The following is a 19,933-nucleotide window of genomic DNA, read 5'->3' as shown; positions in this document are numbered from 1 at the left end:
AGGAACTTGGTTTACGGTTAGGCTGACAGGTGCGCTTTGAGCGGCAGGAGCCTGGTTGCTGGTGAGCGTTGTGGCAGGGTTCGTGTAAGTGCCCACGTTTGCAGCAACCACCTGAACGCTTATCAAGCAGCTTGAATTGGGACTAAGCTGGCCACCGGTCAGAGAAATAAAGCTTCCATTTGCAGGGGCGCTTGCAGTTCCCCCACAGGTATTGTTGAGGTCAGGAGCGGCAGCAACGGATAGCCCTGCCGGCAAGATTTCCGCAAAGCTGAGGCCGGTCAGTTGGATGCCGGAGTTGTTGGTGATCGAAAAACTTAAAGTAACAGGAACACCTGCCGAAGTCGTGCTCGGACTAAAGCTCTTGTTAAAGGTTGGAGGAGCCAAGGGGGCCGGAGGCAACCCAACAATGCTGGGAGAAGGGTTGGGGCTGGGCAAGGGTGGGATCGTCGGCGCCGAGACGGGAGGGGGCACGAGAGGGCTGGGCTGGGTTGGGGGAGCAGCTCCAACGGGAGGAGTAGCCGGCACTCCCACGCCAGTTCCGCCGGGTTCTACACTTGGGTTTTGCACAGGAAAGATCGGCCCAGGTATAAAGCTGGTTGCATTCTTATCCTTCGCCTGTTGGCAAGCCGTCAGCAAACCAACACAGAGGCAAGCCAAAACCCCAGCCAGCTTTCCGGTTTTCATTCCCTCATCCTCCTGACCTTAAATCTCTCGCAGCAGTTAAACACTGCCCTTAGCCAGCTTCACGCTAGGTAGCCTGAGCGCGTGCCTCTAATCTTAGGGCTTGGCCAAACGAATCGCGAATGACCAGGATCACCAAAACCCTTTCTCCGGCAAAAACGTTGGCATTGTAGGCCACCAGATCAGCCGGGAAGGTAAAGCCATTGGTGAGGGTGATCCCGTCGGTTCGGTCGGCGTAGCTGTTGCCTCGGCCTATGAGCGTATTCCTAAACTGCTCGATGGCTGTCGGCAAGAAAATGCCGGTAATATCTGTGCCGCGGCTGATGTTGAAAAACTGCAGCTCTACGCTGGCAATGACCCCTGGCACCAACAAGCCGCGCAAGGTAACTGTTACAAAAGCGGATCCCACTGGGGGAATCACAGCAGGGTTTGCCGGGGTAGAGAGCAAAAGGTTGAATTCCCCAGCTGGCCGCAAGCTGGGTGGATCCGGCAGGTCAGGCTGAATGGGTGGCGGCGTGATGGGGGCAAAGTCTGGCCCAGGGCGGAAGGTGATGGGTGTGAGGTTGGGCGAGATGGTGGGGGCCACGGCCACGGGAGGAGGCGTGGATCCATTGGCGGTCAAGAGGGGTGGCAAGCCGCCCGTAGTCTCGCTGCTGCAGGCAGTGGCTAGCGCCAGCGAAGCCCAAGTTGCCAGAAGAGAAAGGCCGCCACGGCCAGGGCCTGAGCCAGAACGTCGTTTCATCGGGGAATTCTCCACTCACTCACACCACAGCAAATCTTTCCAACAGCGCCCAGCCGGGATCCACTGAATCTGCCCCTGTGCATGGGCAAGATTATGAGGGATCCCGTTTCAAAGGCGGATGCCTGCTGTTAGTTCTACTGCATCTTGGGGCGTTGTCAAGCAAGCGGCAAAGCAAATCTAAGAAATTTTTTTGGAAATGGCCCATCCCCTAGATATGGGGTATCATAGCCTCGAGCAGGGGCGGCCAGCTTACCTGTAGCGTTGGGGTTGGGTGCCTTTTCCTCCATTTTGTGTGTGGATTTCCCCAGATTAGGGTGTGTGAGGCAGTGCCGTATGAACTTCAAAGGTCGCTCATTGGCAGTTTTGTGTGGAGTCTTACTTCTAGGCGGCTGCGGTCAAATTGACGAATCCCCCGCCTTGCCGGGGCCTGTCCAGGTGGATCCCACGGCGTTTGTCTCGGCGCAGGAGTACCGCTTTACCCCCGGCTCAGTGCTGGAGACCACCAGCTTGAGGCTGGACTACATCAACCCAAAGTTTGACAACGGGATCCCTGTGCGGAACAGCGGCTTTCAAGGCAGTGGAGAAGCCCGCATTACCAACGTAGAGGCCCGCATTCTGCCGGTCAATGAGATCCCAGCCAATGAACTGACAATTGACTCAACCCTTCGCTCCAGCACACTGGCCCTCCAGATTGCCCGAACCACGCCGCTGGTAAATCTCATCGCCTTCGGCCCCAACGACGGCAGGCTATCTACGCAATTCAGCATCGCCGGGTTGGTTGCCCTTTCGACAAACCCCAACGACCAGCGTATTCGAGTCAACACAACCTTTAGAGCTGCCGATCCGGATACGGAAACTGTTTTAACTTTAACCGTGCGCCGCATCTTGGTTAGCCGCAATGGCAACCAAGTCGTCTTAGAGGGAGATTCTTCTCTCATTGTCCCCACCGTGGGAGTACTCTATGAAGATCCCGGCCCTAATGGCAACCCACCGGCAGGATCCTTTGTCAATCCTCCCCCACCTCAAGGGCCTGTCACTGCCATCCTGCAAACCGGCAGCTTCTCCGCCAGCTTTGTGGTGCGGCAGCGGGGCGTGGCCGGCGATGGCACTCCTGAAGATGCCCTGGCTCTCTTTGCTCGCCTGAACTTCCGGCCCAACCAGGCGGAGATCGTCTATCGTCCCGCCCAGGTGGGTACCCAGTCGGTGCTATTTGCCCCGGATCCCACTCGTCCGAACATTCTGCCCAACCAGTTGGTACGCATCCGGCGTCTGCTGAACGGTCGGGTACAAGCGGAGTTTGACCCGGCCAATGTCAGCACAGTCCTCAACTTTGTCCAGGTCAGCCCGCCGCCACGACCTTTCCCCACGCCGATCCCGCAGTTGCCCGTCCCTGAGCGTCCGGGTGCTCCTACGGCCTTTGACTACTTTTTCTCCCTGCGCACCGAGCGCTCTACGGGTGAATTACCTGGCTCACCTGTGGAAGGAGATACCCCTGAGCCGGTTATTCTTCAGGGCATTGTGCCCGCCACCGGCGATTTTGTCTTCCGAACCCTAGCCGGGGCACAATTGGCCGGGCCGTTTAATCGACTTGACATTGGTGGTAGTACGCAAAGAGGGATTCTAAGCCTTGTCTTCGACTCAACGACTTCTGCCGACCGGATCTCCGGCCAGTGGTTCCTGGAACAAGAATTCCCCACGGACAATCTAGAGACCACTCCAGGAGATTCTGAGGGATCCATTCTGATCATCCGTGGCTTCTTTGAGGGCGCGCAGGTGCGGCTCTAGCCCTAGCAGCCTGTTTTGAACCCCTCTAGCTCGGCCCTTGTGGCTGAGCCTTTTTTGTTGGATTAGGGAGCCCTTCCTCTATCTGCTCGAAAAAAACTTGAGCCAAACTCTATTCTTCGCTACTCATCCTCCTGGAAGCGCACAATCGCAAAACCAGGTTCCGGCTCGTGGTTGGGGGGCAGTTGCACGGGCTCCTTGGCCTGCTCTTGCACAAGGCCCATCAACAGTCAATACAGGCGGCTCCCCGTTCGTTATTTTCTGAATTTTCTGAACCAGAGACTCAACCAGCCAGCGAAACTCCTCAAAGGTATATCGCTGGATACGCGGCCAGAGCCATGGGCCCAGCATCCTTCTCGCTTGACCAAGCAGCAAAAAAAGAGGGATCCCGCGGAGGGATCCCTCAATTACTTAACCTCTAGAGTTTGCTAGCCAGACAAGGAAGCCGTCGAGGCGATGACAAAGGCCGCGTAGGTCAGGACATACCCCACCGTGAAGTGAGCTAGGCCCACCAGACGACCCTGCACAATGGACAGAGCCACCGGCTTATCCTTCCAGCGGATCAAGTTGGCCAAGGGGGTGCGCTCGTGCGCCCAGACCAGGGTCTCGATCAGCTCTTGCCAGTAACCGCGCCAGGAGATCAAGAACATGAACCCCGTGGCCCACACCAAGTGGCCGAACAGGAACATCCAGGCCCAAACCGCCAGGTTGTTCATGCCGTAGGGGTTGTAGCCGTTGATCAACTGGGCAGAGTTGGCCCAGAGGTAGTCCCGCAGCCAGCCCATCAGGTAGGTGGAGTTCTCGTTGAACTGGGCGGTGTTGCCGCTCCAGATCCCCAGGTGCTTCCAGTGCCAGTAGAAGGTCACCCAGCCAATGGTGTTCAGCATCCAGAACATGGCCAGGTAGAAAGCGTCCCAGGCGGAGATGTCGCAGGTGCCACCCCGACCCGGCCCGTCGCAGGGGAAGCTGTAGCCAAAGTCTTTTTTGTCCGGCATCAGCTTGGAGCCGCGGGCATCCAGCGCCCCTTTGACCAGGATCAACGTCGTGGTGTGCAGGCCGAGAGCAATGGCGTGGTGCACCAGGAAGTCACCAGGACCAATGGGCAGGAAGAGGAACCCATTGGGATCGTTGATGGCTTGCAGCCAGCCCGGTAGCCACACATTGCCGTAGTTGGGCCAAGCCGTAGAGGCGATGCTATCCGGGTTGGACAACAACACGTCCATGCCGTAGAGCATCTTGCCGTGGGAAGCTTGAATGAACTGAGCAAACACTGGCTCAATCAGGATCTGCTTCTCCGGCGTGCCGAAGGCCTGCATCACGTCATTGTGGACGTACAGCCCCAGCGTGTGGAAGCCCAAGAACAGCGATACCCAGCTCAGGTGGGAAATGATCGCCTCCTTGTGATCCAGCACCCGCGCCAGCACGTTGTTCTTGTTGGCTTCGGGATCGTAGTCCCGCACCAGGAAGATGGCCCCATGGGCAAAAGCCCCCACCATCAAGAACCCAGCGATGTACTGGTGATGGGTGTAGAGAGCTGCCTCCGTGGTGTGATCCATGGACATGAACACGTAGGGGTTGAGGGCGTACATGTGCTGCGCCACCAGCGAGGTCACCACCCCCAAGCAGGCCAGCGCCAACGCCAACTGGAAGTGCAGGGAGTTGTTGACCGTGTCGTAGAGGCCCTTGTGCCCTTCGCCCAGCAGGCCCCCGAAGGGAGTGCCCTTGGGCGGGTTGTGGGCACCCAGGATCTCGCGGATGCTGTGGCCAATACCCCAGTTGGTGCGGTACATGTGGCCCGCCACGATGAAGATGACCGCAATGGCCAGGTGGTGGTGGGCCATGTCCGTCAGCCACAGGGACTGGGTGTTGGGGTTAAAGCCGCCCAAGAAGGTGAGGATGGCCGTGCCCGCCCCTTCCGCCGTGCCCCAGACATGGTTGGCCGTATCTGGGTTCTGGGCATACACCCCCCAGTTGAGGGTGAAGAAGGGCTTCAGTCCCGCCGGGTGGGGCAGCGTGGTGAGGAAGTTGTCCCAGCCCACGTGCTGACCGCGCGACTCGGGGATGGCTACGTGCACCAGGTGGCCCGTCCAGGCCAGCGAGCTGACGCCGAACAAGCCGGCCAGGTGGTGGTTGAGGCGGGCTTCAGCGTTCTTGAACCAGCTCAGGCTGGGCCGGAAGCGGGGCTGCAGGTGCAGCCAGCCGGCAAACAGGAACACCGCCGCCAACAACAGCAGGCCGATGGCACCGGTGTAGAGATCGCCGTTGGTGCGCAGGCCGATGGTGTTGAACCAGTAGTAGAGGCCGGAGTAGGCCGCGTTGACAGGGCCACCGCCCCCAGGTTGGGTGAAGGCTTCCACCGCCGCCTTGCCAAATTGGGGATCCCAGATAGCGTGGGCGATGGGGGTGACGCCGGTGGGGTTGGCCACCCATTGCTCGTAGTTGCCTTGCCAGGCGATGTGGAAGACGTTGCCCGAGGCCCACAGGAAGATGATCGCCAGATGGCCGAAGTGGGTGGCAAACAGCTTTTGGTAAAGCCGCTCCTCCGTCATGCCATCGTGGGTCTCGAAGTCATGGGCGGTGGCAATGCCATACCACAGACGTCGAGTGGTGGGATCACTGGCCAGGTCTTGGCTGAATTGCGGAAAACGAGTTGCAGTTGTCATGATTCTCTCTTCCTCCTTGCCTTAGCCGAGTGCGGCAAACCGTGCCAGGAAGAACGCCCACGTGGTGACGATCCCACCCAGCAGGTAGTGGGCCACACCGACCGCCCGACCCTGGATGATGCTCAGGGCGCGGGGTTGAATGGCCGGAGCGACTTTCAGTTTGTTGTGGGCCCAAACGATCGACTCAATCAGCTCCTGCCAGTAGCCACGGCCGCTGAACAGGAACATCAAGCTGAAGGCCCAGACGAAGTGGGCGCCCAAGAAGAGCAGCCCATAGGCCGACAGCGCCGAGCCGTAGGAGTTGATCACCTGCACCGATTGCGCCCACAGGAAGTCCCGCAACCAGCCGTTGATGTTGACGGCGCTGGCTGCAAAGTTGCCGCCCGTGATGTGCTCAATCGTGCCGTCCGGGTTGACGGTGCCCCAGATGTCGCTCTGCATCTTCCAACTGAAGTGGAAGATCACAATCGAGATGGCGTTGTACATCCAGAACAGCCCCAGGAAGACGTGATCCCAGCCGGAGACCTGGCAGGTGCCGCCGCGGCCTGGCCCGTCGCAGGGGAAGCGGAAGCCCAGCTTGGCCTTATCGGGGATCAGGCGCGAAGAGCGGGCAAAGAGCACCCCCTTGAGCAGGATCAACACCGTGATGTGGATGGTCATGGCGTGGATGTGGTGCACCATGAAGTCCGCCGTGCCCAGCACCATCGGCATCATGGACACCTTGCCACCCACGGCCACCACGTCGCCGCCGAAGATGGGGCTCACCGAAGCGCCCACATAGGGAGCGGTGCTGGCGATGGCGTTGGTGTGCAGGGATTGAATCCACTGGGCAAAAATGGGCTGCAGTTGGATGCCGGTGTCCGAGAACATGTCCTGCGGACGGCCCAGCGCCTGCATGGTGTCGTTGTGGACGTAGAAGCCGAAGGCGTGGAAGCCCAGGAACAGACACACCCAGTTCAGGTGGCTGATGATGGCGTCGCGGTGGCGGATTACCCGATCCAGCACGTTGTTGCGGTTTACCGCTGGGTCATAGTCCCGCACCATGTAGATGGCCCCGTGGGCAGCGCCGCCAACAATGAACAGTCCCCCTATCCACATGTGGTGGGTAAAGAGGGAGATCTGCGTGGCGTAGTCGATGCCCATGTAGGGGTAGGGGTTCATGGCGTACATGTGCTGGGCCACGATGATGCTCAGGGATCCCACCATGGCCAGGTTGATGGCCAGTTGGGCATGCCAGGAGGTGGTCAGCACTTCGTAGAGACCCTTGTGGCCTTCGCCGGTGAAGGGACCCTTGTGGGCTTCCAGGATCTCTTTAATGGAGTGGCCGATGCCCCAGTTGGTGCGGTACATGTGGCCCGCCACGATAAACAGCACGGCAATGGCCAGGTGGTGGTGGGCCTGATCCGTCAGCCAGAGGGCGCCGGTTTGGGGATCCAAGCCCCCCTTGAAGGTGAGGAACTCCGCGTACTTGCCCCAGTCCAACGTAAAGAAAGGCACCACCCCGCTGAAGAAGCCCCAATCCACACTGGGGAACATCTCCTTCATCAGGGCCGGCTTGAGGATGAACTCGTGGGGCAGAGGGATCTGAGCCGCCGGCACGCCCGCATCCAACATCTTGTTGATGGGGATGGCCACATGAATTTGGTGACCGGCCCAGGCCAGAGAGCCCAGCCCCAGCAGGCCCGCCAGGTGGTGGTTGAGCATCGACTCCACGTTCTGGAACCACTCCAGCTTGGGAGCCCGCTTGTGGTAGTGGAACCAGCCGGCAAACAGGCAGAGGCCAGCCATCACCAAGCCACCAATAGCGGTGCAGAGGAGTTGAAACTCATTGGTGATGCCGGCAGCCCGCCAGAGGTGAAATAGGCCCGACGTGATGCGGATCCCTTCAAAGCCGCCGCCCACATCGCCGTTGAGGATCTCCTGGCCAAAAATGGGCCAGACCACTTGGGCGCTGGGCTTGATATTGATCGGATCCGCCAGCCAAGCGGAGTAGTTGGAGAACTGAGCGCCGTGGTAGTACATGCCGCTCAGCCAGACAAAGACCACCGCCAGGTGGCCGAAGTGCGCAGAAAAGATCTTGCGAGAGACGTCTTCTAGGTCGCTGGTGTGACTATCGAAGTCATGAGCAAGAGCGTGGAGGTTCCAGATCCAGGTCGTGGTCTTGGGGCCACGCGCCAGGCTGCGATCGAAGTGTCCCGGCTTGGCCCATTTCTCAAATGAGGTGGGAACCGGATCGATATCAACCGTCACCTTAACCTTTGGCTCTCGCTCCTTGGGTGTAGTTGTCATCAAGAACTCCTCTCTTGCGACAAGGAACGAAGCATTCCCGCCCATCGTCAGGAAACCCCCCAGGGCGGGACTTACCAGGCATTATAGGTCAGGGTTTGTAAACCCCCCGTCGCTTCACAATAATTAAACGAGGGATCCCTTGTCTGATCAGGGTCGGCGTCGATTGGCAATCGTTTTTCCAATTGTAGATGTAAATATATGTAACGAATTTTCACCAACCCAATCTGCTCTGGTGAAATGAACGCTGAGAACTGGGCAACGGGCAGCAAGGGATCCTCTGGGTGGGGATATGTGGTAGAAAGCTGACAGCTTCCTGCGCAGATGTCCTTCTATGACTCTGGAAATTCCCCGTCGCCAGTACGTCAGCAACTACGGCCCCACAGTAGGGGATCGAGTGCGTCTGGCGGATACCGAGCTGATCATCGAGGTGGAGCAGGATTTCACCACCTACGGCGAGGAGATTAAGTTCGGCGGCGGCAAGACCATCCGCGACGGCATGGGGCAATCGCCGACGGCCACCCGCGCCAACGGGGCTCTGGATCTGGTGATCACCAACGCCCTGATCTTGGACTGGTGGGGCATCGTCAAAGCCGATGTGGGCATTCGCGACGGCTACATTGTCGGCATCGGCAAGGCCGGCAACCCCAACATCCAGACGGGGGTGACACCAGGCATGGTGGTTGGCCCCAGCACCGAGGTGATTGCCGGCGAAAACTTGATCCTGACGGCAGGCGGGATCGACGCCCATGTGCATTTCATTTGTCCTCAACTGTGCGAGTTTGCCATCGCTTCGGGAGTGACTACCCTTTTGGGTGGCGGAACCGGGCCGGCCACAGGCAGCAACGCCACCACCTGCACACCGGGGGCCTGGAACTTGGGGAAGATGTTGCAGGCGGCGGAAGGGTTTCCGGTCAACTTGGGCTTTTTTGGCAAGGGGAACGCGGCGTTTCCTGAAGCTCTGCGGGAGCAGGTGGAAGCGGGGGCCTGCGGGCTGAAGATCCACGAAGACTGGGGATCGACGCCGGCGGTGATCGATAGCTGTCTGCAGGTTTCGGATGAATACGACATCCAGACCCTGATCCACACCGATACCTTAAATGAGTCGGCCTTTGTGGAAGACACCATCGCCGCCATCAATGGCCGCACCATTCACACCTTTCATACTGAAGGGGCCGGAGGTGGGCACGCCCCCGACATCATCCGCATTGCTTCCGAGCCCAACGTGCTGCCCAGCTCCACCAATCCCACCCGTCCCTTTACCCGCAACACCATCGAAGAGCACCTGGACATGCTGATGGTGTGCCATCACCTGAGCAAAGAGGTGCCAGAGGACATTGCTTTTGCCGAAAGCCGCATTCGCCCCCAAACCATTGCCGCCGAAGACATCTTGCACGACATGGGGGCCCTCAGCATCATCTCTTCCGACTCCCAGGCCATGGGCCGGGTGGGAGAAGTGATCATTCGCACCTGGCAAACCGCCCACAAAATGAAAGTGCAACGGGGGCCTCTGCCGCAGGATAGCAGCCGCAACGACAACTTTCGGGCCAAGCGTTACGTAGCCAAGTACACCATCTGCCCTGCCATTGCCCAGGGCCTCAGCCACATCATCGGCTCGGTAGAGGTGGGCAAGCTGGCGGATCTGTGCCTGTGGAAGCCGGCTTTCTTTGGGGTTAAGCCGGAGATCGTCCTGAAGGGGGGCTTGATTGCCTATGCCCAAATGGGGGATCCCAACGCCTCGATTCCAACCCCGCAGCCGGTGTACCCTCGGCCTATGTTCGGCAGCTTTGGCCGCGCCCTGAGCGAGACCAGCCTGCTCTTTGTCTCCCAGGCTGCCCTAGACCTGGGGATCCCAGAAAAACTGGGGATCCAACGCCGGGCCGTAGCGGTCAAGAATTGCCGCGAGATTGGCAAGGCGGATTTGAAACTCAACAGCAGCACCCCTCACATCGAGGTCAACCCGGAGACGTATGAAGTACGGGCCGATGGAGAATTGCTCACCTGTGAGCCGGCAGAAGTCCTGCCGATGGCGCAACGATACTTTTTGTTCTAGGCTAGCGGCAGCAAGTAGCGTCTCGCGGCTTCTGGGCTTTCAGGAGAGGGGCCGGAGCCTCTGGAGCCGTTGGTTAATGTCACCGGATCCGTAGCCAGCAGCGGCGGGGCGGCACCTACCTCTAGTGGTGGCAATGCGGGCAAAGCTGCAAATGACCGGGAAGGGATCCCTATATCGGGTTGAGCACTAGGGTTTGTCTGGTAAACGAATCCCGGCACTTCCCGACCCTTATCTTCGTTGAGTCAACACACCATGGCTTACGCCACGCTGCGCGAACCGATAGCGTATTGTGGCACGAACGGCTTTCATCCCGACACTGATTGGCTCTTGGGTAAACACAGTTCACCCCTACAGTGCGGGGCTTCCCGCCGATTAAGCTAAACTGTGGGCAATTTGCTGGCAGGTTCGGGCGATGGCCACTTCTACCTGCACCTTTTTGCATCTAGCCGATGTGCATCTGGGCTACGACCGCTACAACAGCCCGGAGCGGAGCAAAGATTTCTTTTTGGCCTTTCGGGATGTGGTGCGCCGCCATGCCATCCAGAACCCGGTGGATTTTGTCCTCATCGCCGGGGATCTGTTTGAGCATCGGCAAATTCAGCCTGGCGTCCTCAACCAAGCCCAGATTGTCTTGCGGGAGCTAAAGCAGGCCGGGATCCCCGTCTTGGCCATTGAGGGCAACCACGACAATCGCCCCTACGGTGTCAAGACCAGTTGGCTGCGATACTTGGCTGATCACGGCGAACTGATCCTGCTGGAGCCGGAAGCAGGAGAGGAGGGTTTGGAGCTGCGCCCCTGGGCAGGGGGGCGGGGGGGCTATCTAGACCTGCCCTGTGGGGTACGGGTGATCGGATCCCAGTGGTACGGGTCGGCGGCCCCCAAGTCCATCGAGCAGTTGGCGGCGGCCATTCGCCGGCTGCCCCCCGGGCCCGAGCGGGTGGTGTTGATGTTTCACCACGGGCTGGAGGGGCAAATTGCCCGTTACCAAGGGGCCTTGCGCTACCGGGATCTGCTGCCTTTGCGGGAGGCGGGGGTGGGCTACCTGGCTTTGGGGCACATCCACAAAAGCTATACGGAAGAGGGCTGGATCTTCAATCCCGGATCCCTGGAGGCCAACAGTAGCGCCGAGTGGGACTTTCCGCGGGGAGCCTACCGCGTTTGCTGGGGAGATGGCCCGCCTCAGGCTGAGCTGGTGCAGGACTACTATCGGCGGCCTCACCGACGGATCTCTCTCGAAGCCAAGGGCCGGGAAACCCCCGAAGAGATTGTTGCAGCCGCAATTGCCTTGGCCAAGGGATCCGACCTTCCCGAAAGTGGGCTAGAGCCAATGGTGGAGTTTCGGCTGGTGGGGCAGGTGGGCTTTGCCAAGCACGAGCTGGATAGCCGCGCCCTGCAGCAGCAGATTCAGCAGCTTACCGGTGCCCTGCTGGTTCTCTTCCGCTTCGAAGCCACTACTTTGGAGATCGGGTCGGCTGCTCTTTCCCTCGAAGAAGAAGGGCGCAGGCTGCAAATTGAAGAGAAAATCTACAGGGATCTGCTGAGCAGCCATGCCCACTACCGCAAGCGCAGCGAAGAGCTGGCACAGTTACTCTTGGATCTCAAAGAGAAAATCCTGGACGGGCAAGGCGAAGCGGAAGTGTATGCTCACCTAAGCGGCGCCTTTCTGGGGGAAGAAGACTGACCATGCGGATCCTCTCTCTGGCTCTACAGAACTTCAAGTCTCATGAGGACGCCTTCTTCGAGTTTGAGCCCGGTATCAACGCCATTTGTGGAGAAAATGGAGCAGGCAAGACCAGCATTCTAGAGGCCATCGCCTGGGTTTTGTTTGACTACTGCCCCTACAACCAAGAAGAACTCATCCGCACAGGCGCCAACGATGCGGTGGCTACTGTCCAGTTTATTTCCCAGTGGGATCAGCGCACCTATGACGTTCGTCGCAGTGTCAGCCAGGGATATCGCCTCTTCGATCCGCAATTGAAGCAGCGCCTAGATTACGAGCGCAAGGCAGATGTGCTGGCGTGGCTGAGGCAACATTTGGGCGTGCCCGCTGGTACTGATTTGGCACGGCTCTTTGCCACAACCATTGGGGTACCCCAGGGCACTTTCACCGCAGATTTTCTCAAAACCAGTCGGGAGCGGAAAGAAGTTTTCGACCGCATCTTGAAGGTAGAAGAGTACCAGCAAGTTGCAAAGGATCTGCTGGCAGTTGAAAAATACAGTGAGGCGCAAGTTTTGGCCGTCAAGCATCAAATTGAGCTGCTCCATCAACAGATGCAAGACTGGGATCCACTCCAAGTAGAGCAGCAGAGAATTGAGCAAGAACTGAGGCATTGGCAGGAGCGCTTAAGCCACCATACCCATACCTTGGCCGAGGTGAAGTTGGAGCTGGAGCGGCTGGAGAAGCTGCTTGCGCAAATCCAAACGCTCGACCAGCAAATTGCTCAACTGGAGCAAGAGGGATCCCTGCTGGCAGTAGCCCTTGAGCAAGCCGAAAAGCTGTGGGCAGAGGCCCAGCAAGCGCAGGTACAACAACAGCGCCATCAAGAGGGATCCCAGCGCTTTCTGGCCATAGAAGATCGGTTGCGGGAGCTGGAAAAGCAACGGCAGCAGCGCCTGGAGTGGCTGAAGCAGCGGGAGGGCCTGCTCTCGCAAAAGCAGAACCTCGAAAACCAACTGGCGAGGCTGCAGGAAAAACTAAGCCAACAACAGCGCTGGAAGCAGGAGCTAGAGGAGCTGGCTCCCCAGATTCAAGCCCAAGAGGAGCTGGAGCGCCGACAAAGCCACTGGGCTCAGCAGCTCGACACCTTGCTCCAACTGCACCGCGACTGGGAGCAGCTTCAGGGAGAATGGTCAGCCCACGCCGGGCGCTGTCAACTGCTGCAAAGCCGCGTCCAAGAGGCTGAACAGGCGCAGGCCATTTGTCAACAGCACCAATCAGCCTACAGGCGTTATCTGGAGTTGGAGGCTTGGGTGGCAGAGCAAGAGGCGTTGCGACGAACACGGCAGACCTTGACAGCTCAGCGGGAAACTTTACGGCAGCAGCTCCACCAACTCCAATTGCGAGAATCCGAATATCGACAACAGCTCCACCTCTTCCACAAAATGGAGGAGGAAAAGCTACACCTGCAAACTCTCTGCGAAAAGCAAATTGCCCTGGAACAACGGTACTCTCAAATGGGCCAGAAGTTGGCCTCTTTTCAGGCCCTGCGCCTAGAACTAAGACAGAGAGAAACAGAACAGGAACAGGGCCGGGCCCAGTTGGAACAGTTGCGGCTGCAGCTTCGACAGCGACAGGCCGATCGAGAGCACGTAGCCAAGATTCCCCTCCTTGAGGCTCAACAAGAGCGACTGCAAACTCAGCTCAGCCGCCTGGCTGCGGCGCGGCAATTTCAGCAGGAACTCCAAGCCCTTGTCGAGCAGGGCTCTCACCAACTGGCCCAGCACAACCACAGCATTCAAAGTCTTGTGGAGGAGCTGGCCGCTTGCCAACAGAGTTATCCGCAACTCCAACCTCTATGGCAGCGGATCCCGCAAGTTCTGGCCCAGTCTTCAGCCCTCAGCCAACAGCTACTGCAATCCATCCAACAGATTCTCCAGGATCTTTCCCCGCAAACTTGCGAGCCTCAGTTACGCCAGCAACTGGCCGATATCCAGAAGCAACTCAAGACTTTGCAGCCCCTGCTTGGCTTAACGGCGCAGATTCCCGAGTTAGAAGCTCAAATTCAACAGTTGCTGCAATGGCAAAACGAACGCCAGAGCAAAATTGAGGATCTTCAGTGGAGCCTCGAGGCGGAGCCAGACTTTCTTCGGCAACAACAGGAAATTGGCCAAGCGCTGCAGGCACTAGGGGATCCCAAAGGACAAATCCAGCGCCTGGAAAAGGAGCTCAACCATAAGCCGAGAGTTGAGCAAGAGTACCAGCAAGTTGTAGCCAGCATCCAGCAACTTGAACAACAGATACAAACCCTGGAGCAGCAGCTTCAGCCACTTGCCGATCTAGACGAGAGAATTGCCACTTTACGGGAGGAGCAGAGCTGCCATCGCAACAGCTATGAAACCGTTATCCGTATGCAACCACTTGTCCAAAGTTTGCCACAACGAAAAGATGAACTGCAAGCAGCTCAGTTAGCCCTAGAACAGATCCAGCAAGCCAAGCAGGAAAAACAAGCCCAAATTGATCGCTGGGAGAAAACAGAGGGATCCCAAGATTACCTGCAAGCCCAAATTGCAAAAGCTGCTGAAACCTTGAAGTCCCTGGGGGATCCCAGAAGCCGGGCCGAGCGGCTGAAAGCAGAGCTCAAGCTGGAAAGACAGTACCTGCAAACGCAGGCAGGGTACCTACAGCAAATCCAGGATTTGGAGGCAGCACTCCGTCCCCTTGAGGAAGCGCTGCTGCAAACTGAGCACTTGGATCGAGAGCTGGGATCCCTGCAAGAACAGCGCGAACACTACCGAGCGGATCACGAGCAATATCTACGTCTGGAGCCTATTGCCAAACTGCTCCCCCAACGAGAACAAAAGCTCAGTGAACTGAAGGCGCAACAGCAAGCATTGCAAGCCCAACTGTCCCGATTACGGGCAGAGCGGGATCCTTTGGCTTCCCTCTATCAGCCTCAGGAGCACCAACGTCTGCACTCCCTTTTGCAGGCCACCGAAATTCAAAAGGCCGAGGCCCAAGCTCGCCTGGAAAGCCTTGCCCCTCAACTGCAGAAAATCCAGGAAAGGTTACAGCAACTGGAGCGGGTGAGAGAAACCTTAAAACAAGTTGAGACGCAACGCATCGAGAAAGAGCGGCTGCATCGCTTCATTAAGTTTAGCCGAGATACCTACAAAAAGGCCGGCCCCCAAATTACCCAATACTATCTACAGCAGATCAACAACATTGCCGATCACCTCTTCCGGGAAATCCTCAACCGCCCCAATGTTGCCCTCACCTGGGAGGCCGACTACGAGATCCGCGTTCAAGAGGGAGGCGGCCCCAAACGACGTTTTGCCAGCCTCTCTGGAGGAGAGCAGATGTCGGCAGCTCTGGCAGTTCGCCTGGCTTTGCTCAAGGTGTTAGGACAGTTGGATATTGCCTTCTTCGACGAGCCCACCACCAACATGGACGCCCAGCGGCGACAGCGGTTGGCAGAGGCCATCACCAATTTGCGATCTTTTGAGCAGCTATTTGTAATCAGCCATGACGATACCTTTGAGCAAGTAACGGAGAACATCATTCGGGTGGAGAGGCACTCCGGCTCTGACCAGATGAGGAGGGATCCCATCTATGGTATTTAGAGCTGACCGGGTTCTGGCGGTATTGCAGCAAAAGCGAGAGGCTTTCGTGACTTTTGATCAAGGGCTATCGGAGCGCAGAGAAGGGTATCGGCAGGCCATGAAAAGCTTGTGCCGGTGGTCGAGCGCAGAGATTGCTGAAAAAACAGCGCTTTTGGACTTTCCCGGTGCCCTGCCCACTCAAGAATGGGATCTTCATTCCAGTTGGGCAATTCCTTTTAAGCAGCAATGGGCCAGCTACGAAGAAAGCTGTGAGTGGGCAAGGTCGGTTATCAAAAATATTCCCACCTTTGCAGTAGACGGATCCCAGATCTATCCCAGCAAGGATCTGTCGATCCCGGTGGCCTTAGTGCAGATCGGCTGGTATGAGAATCATCACTGTGCCCAAGGCCTGTATGAGAAAGATATTCAAGTCGATGTACTGACTCCAAAGGATTTGGGATCCGATAGCAGCGGTGAGCCCAAAGAGCGCGTTGTCAACATGCGTCGCTTTCAAATGGAAACAGAAAAGCTGGTGGAATATATCCGGAGAGCTCAGCTTGGATCCCGAAAGTTGGCCTTTTTAGATGGGGCGTTGGTGGCTACCTTCGCGGAAGCTCTTGAGCCGGAAAGCCGAGATTTCTACGTACAATGTTTACTCCAGGTGCTGCGGGCCAGCGAGCAAAACCGGATCCCCATCGTTGCCTACATCGACACCACCTATACCTCAGATCTGGTGACATTGCTGCGGCATTGCTTCGATCTTCCTGAAGCTCCTCAGCTCCACGATGCCCAATTGCTCAGCCCCTGGCTAGAGTGGGGGGAGCGCACGCCTTTTTTTATCTGCGCTCGTGGCGGCAGCCTCAACCCTCAAGATGGGATCCTCAACTCCTACCAAGAAATGCGGGAGCGGGTGGGATTTATTTATTTGCGCACCAACAACAACTTTCCGGCCCGGCTGGAGATACCGGTTTGGGTTTATGAGGCAGGACTTTTGGACTGGGTGGTGGATCTGGTGCGCTGCGAGGTGATCATTGGAAGAGGCTATCCTTATGTGCTGGAGACAGCCGATCAAATAGCCGTCATTCGCAACGAAGATCGCAACCTTTTCCTGCGCCTGATGCAAGATTGGGCAAGCCGCGAGAAGCTCAGCCTCAGGTTATCTCAGAAAACGGTGAGTAAACTGCAGCGGAGGCGGGTTCGATGAGATTGGGCAAGGTGGTTCGCTCCAACAATCACTGCGACTACGTAGTGCAGGTGGATGACATCTTAGAAGTCAAGAATCCTCCCTCTCCCGACGACTATGGCTTTGGCAGCTTTGTTAAGCTGGAGAGCGATCAACGGCACTGGGCTGTGGGTCTGGTCTATAACACCCAAATTGTCAACCCACTCTTTCTCAACTCCGGCCCACGCCTTTCCAGCCAGCCGGATCCCTATTTTTCCCCTGATTTACAAAACGAGGTGCGCACACTGCTTTCGGTGGTTCTCATCGGAGCTTTGGACGAAGAGCGGGGCTGTGGCCGGCAAGGGATCCCGCGCGTGGTGGTGCCCGTAAACACACCCGTTTTTCGCATGAGCCAAGAAGAAATCCTACGTTTTCACCAAGATCCCCAAGGTCAAACCCAGTTTTCGTATTATGGATTGCTCTTGAGCAGCGGTGGCAACTTTGCTGACCACCTTATTTATCAAGTCTTGAACGATATCATACCCATGTTTTCCGATCCAGCCCAACAGCGGGCCCTGCAAATTCTAAGCAAAGAATTGGCCTGGAAAATGACCGTAGGAGCGATGCGCTGATGACCAAAAAAACTGTAGGGATGCCTCAGCCCTCTGAGAATGGGCGCTATCCAAAAGCTGTTTTCTCCTCTGATGAAGAGGCCCCAGAGGTAATCGGCACCGTCAAGGGCCCCGGTGAAACCCCCAACCAATATGTGTTTATCACTTCCAATACCCAAGCCGTAAGGGTAGGCGATTTTGTCTACTATGAAGTGCGGGATCTCCAGTCCCAAACCCTGCAAATCCTAGGCAAAATCAGCCAAGTCCAGCTTTTGGATCACATTCCCGATCGCATCTTTGCCGACACCGAGATCGATCCCAGCACCATTGTGGCTTTAGTGGGCTTTACCCATCCCAACCCAGAAATTTACGCAGTTACCGTCGAGGTCATCGGCTATTTTCACCGCGCCATGGGCTTTATTAACCCCCGTCGCCCTCCGGATCCCGGTGCCAAAGTCTTTTTGGCCTCCAATCGTCTGCTGAAATCGATTTTGAACAAACGGGATGAAACAGCCATTGGGGGCGCTCACTTGGGCAGTTTGCTGTTGCGCGATGAGGGAGCGGTGCCCGTGGTGCTGGATGTCAAGGAAATGGTTAGCACCCATCTGGCTATTTTGGCAGGGACGGGATCCGGAAAATCCTATACGGCAGGGGTCTTGATTGAAGAGTTGATGTTGCCCAAAAACCGGGCTGCTGTTCTTATTTTTGATCCTCATGGGGAATACCATACGCTGGCAGAGATGCAGTCCCACCCCAAGTTTTTCGGCGAAGACGGCTACCGCCCTAAGGTTAAGGTTCTCTCCCCACAAGAAATTAAGATCCGCGTGTCTTCTCTCAACTTTTTCGATATCCTTACCCTCCTGCCAGAGACCACCGACCGGCAGAAATCTTTCCTAGAGAAGGCTTTCCGCAAGGTTACCCAGTTTAATCCAGTACGTTGGACGATTCAGGATCTGATCGACGCCGTCAACGAAGTGGATTCCAAGGAAGATGGATCTCAAGGATCCTCAGCACCTGCCCTGGAGTGGAAGCTGGAGCAGATCGATCGCTCTCCCTATTTCAGCAATGTAGAACACCTGGCTCCAAAGGATTTGTTTGAGCCAGGGCAGGTAACCATCTTACAAATGCACGAGATTAGCCAGGAAGAGCAGCAGGTGATTGCCGCTGCTATTCTGCGCCAGGCCAATTACGCCCGCATTAACACCCATAAAGGCAAGATCCAGCCGGGGGATGAAAATTACCTGCCCTATCCTGTTTTTATCTTGTTGGAAGAGGCCCATCGCTTTGCCCCTGCCCACGAGCCTTCCCGCTGCAAGCAGGTGTTGCGCACCATCCTTAGCGAAGGACGCAAGTTTGGACTGGGAGTAGGTCTCATTACGCAACGCCCCGGCAAGTTGGACTCGGATATTCTGTCGCAATGCATGAGCCAATTTTTGATGCGAATCGTCAACCCTTCCGATCAAGAAAACCTGCGCCACAGCGTTGAGGCTGCCGGACGGGATCTGCTCCAAGAATTGCCGGCTTTGAGCAAGGGTCAGGTAATCGTCTCCGGTGTGTGTGTCAATACCCCTGTTCTGTGTAAAGTGCGGCAGCGCTACACCCAGCATGGTGGCGAAACCCTAGATATCCTCGGCTTGTGGCAAAATCACTTTCAGGCGCATCGCCAACGGGATCGCCTGGCCCAATCTGCTCCCCTTAAGCCACGTCCTCAGCCTCAAGTGGTTGAGGGATTGAGTATTGACTAGAGATCCTCAAAAGCTGAGGTCAACCAGCAGCCGAGCATCCTGTCTATAAATGTTGAGTCAAAAAATCCATGCAGTTTAGAACGGTTCATGACCGTCCCTTTTAGGTTGCGACACTTCCCAAGTGCTCCGGGATCCCAAGCTTTTCTGCTCAGGAGAGATGAGCATTGCAGCTCAAAAAATAGTTTCACGACCATTTGGAACGCTAGTTTGCTGCCAGCGGAGAAGAAAGTTGTGGTGAGGAAACAAGCTCTTTGGCGAAGTTGGGTGGGCATTGCCGCTGTGGCTCTACTGGGATCCGGCCCTGCCTATGCCCAGTTGCGGCTGATCCCTGAGGCGGCGCGGCAGGTCTACGCGGCCTTGCCAGATTTGCCGCTGGAAAATGGCTATACCCCCGTGAACCCCAATGACGGCGGCCCCGCGCCCGAGGAAGATACCTTGGTGCGGCGGATGATGGTCTACCACCTGCAGGTGGTCGGTCGCTCTCCTACCGACCGCTTTGACTGGCAACTGACGCTAGCGGACTATTTGGACGCCAATGAGCCGATAGTTGCCCAGCGCTACCCGGGTGCCGAGCGCCTGACGGTTAACCCCTATGCCCAAGACAAGGCAGCCGTGCAAGCCCTGACCCGGCAACAGCGACAGGCCCTGCTGCGGGCCATTCTGCTGGCCTTCGGCGGGGATCCCGATCCCAAGCCCCTGTACATTCCCACCGCCTTGAACCCTGTCCCTGCCCCGCCCACCCCAGAACCGCTGCAACGCTTGCCGATCCCCGGCGCTGGATCCGCCGACCTACTCCGGCCCTAGAGGCGACCCCTCACCCCCGGCCCCTCTCCCTCAGGGAGAGGGGAGCTAGGACTTGACGTAGCGAACGGCTTCGTCAGTTATATTCCAGTCGCCATAGCTTTTCTGGGAAGTGCTCCCCTCAGCCCAAAGTCTTTCCGGTGTAGTT

General features: G+C 57.3%; 12 protein-coding genes. 8 read left to right on the top strand and 4 right to left on the bottom strand.

Going from position 1 to position 19,933, the window contains the following annotated elements; translation table 11 throughout:
- Positions 1–384: hypothetical protein (locus tag NW852_RS09915; RefSeq protein ID WP_414426695.1), on the bottom strand; the 384-nt coding region annotated here is incomplete at its 3' end.
- Between the two features lie 364 nt (positions 385–748).
- Complete coding sequence (locus NW852_RS09910) at positions 749–1,423, bottom strand: hypothetical protein (protein WP_414426694.1); 675 nt, start codon at positions 1,421–1,423, stop codon at positions 749–751.
- A 333-nt stretch (positions 1,424–1,756) separates the two neighbouring features.
- Between NW852_RS09910 and NW852_RS09905 the strand changes: the two genes are divergently transcribed.
- Positions 1,757–3,208, top strand: a complete 1,452-nt coding sequence (locus tag NW852_RS09905; protein WP_414370201.1) for a hypothetical protein — start codon at positions 1,757–1,759, stop codon at positions 3,206–3,208.
- Positions 3,209–3,633: 425 nt separating this feature from the next.
- Here the strand turns inward: NW852_RS09905 and psaB are convergent, their stop codons facing one another.
- Positions 3,634–5,868: a photosystem I core protein PsaB gene (psaB, locus tag NW852_RS09900; RefSeq protein WP_414365601.1), complete on the bottom strand. Its 2,235-nt coding sequence runs from the start codon at positions 5,866–5,868 to the stop codon at positions 3,634–3,636.
- A 21-nt stretch (positions 5,869–5,889) separates the two neighbouring features.
- The gene (psaA, locus tag NW852_RS09895; RefSeq protein WP_414365602.1) at positions 5,890–8,157 is read right to left on the bottom strand and encodes a photosystem I core protein PsaA; all 2,268 of its coding nucleotides are present in this window, start codon (positions 8,155–8,157) and stop codon (positions 5,890–5,892) included.
- Positions 8,158–8,488: 331 nt separating this feature from the next.
- Here psaA and ureC point away from each other — a divergent pair, with 331 nt between their 5' ends.
- The 7 genes from ureC (at position 8,489) to NW852_RS09860 (ending at position 19,788) form a co-directional block, all read left to right on the top strand.
- A complete protein-coding gene (ureC, locus tag NW852_RS09890; protein WP_414335744.1) occupies positions 8,489–10,207 on the top strand; it encodes an urease subunit alpha in 1,719 nt (572 codons plus the stop codon).
- 412 nt (positions 10,208–10,619) lie between these two features.
- Positions 10,620–11,888: a metallophosphoesterase family protein gene (locus NW852_RS09885; RefSeq protein WP_414370199.1), complete on the top strand. Its 1,269-nt coding sequence runs from the start codon at positions 10,620–10,622 to the stop codon at positions 11,886–11,888.
- A gap of 2 nt (positions 11,889–11,890) precedes the next feature.
- Positions 11,891–15,487 carry an AAA family ATPase gene (locus NW852_RS09880; protein WP_414370197.1) on the top strand — a complete coding sequence of 1,199 codons (3,597 nt, stop codon included), beginning with the start codon at positions 11,891–11,893 and terminating at the stop codon, positions 15,485–15,487.
- On the top strand, positions 15,477–16,670 hold the full coding sequence (locus NW852_RS09875; RefSeq protein ID WP_414426693.1) for a DNA double-strand break repair nuclease NurA: 1,194 nt from the start codon (positions 15,477–15,479) through the stop codon (positions 16,668–16,670). The genes NW852_RS09880 and NW852_RS09875 overlap by 11 nt, the downstream gene beginning before the upstream one ends.
- Complete coding sequence (locus NW852_RS09870; protein WP_414334988.1) at positions 16,667–17,260, top strand: hypothetical protein; 594 nt, start codon at positions 16,667–16,669, stop codon at positions 17,258–17,260. Before NW852_RS09875 ends, NW852_RS09870 begins: the two co-directional genes overlap by 4 nt.
- Positions 17,260–18,984 carry an ATP-binding protein gene (locus NW852_RS09865; protein ID WP_414426692.1) on the top strand — a complete coding sequence of 575 codons (1,725 nt, stop codon included), beginning with the start codon at positions 17,260–17,262 and terminating at the stop codon, positions 18,982–18,984. The genes NW852_RS09870 and NW852_RS09865 overlap by 1 nt, the downstream gene beginning before the upstream one ends.
- Positions 18,985–19,218: 234 nt before the next feature.
- The gene (locus tag NW852_RS09860) at positions 19,219–19,788 is read left to right on the top strand and encodes a hypothetical protein (protein WP_414365607.1); all 570 of its coding nucleotides are present in this window, start codon (positions 19,219–19,221) and stop codon (positions 19,786–19,788) included.
- Positions 19,789–19,933 lie beyond the last annotated feature (145 nt).

The sequence above is a fragment of the Synechococcus sp. H60.1 genome, assembly GCF_047462335.1.
Lineage (GTDB): Bacteria > Cyanobacteriota > Cyanobacteriia > Thermostichales > Thermostichaceae > Thermostichus.
Note: the sequence above shows the minus strand (reverse complement) of the source record. Positions and strands in the feature narration are given on the sequence as shown.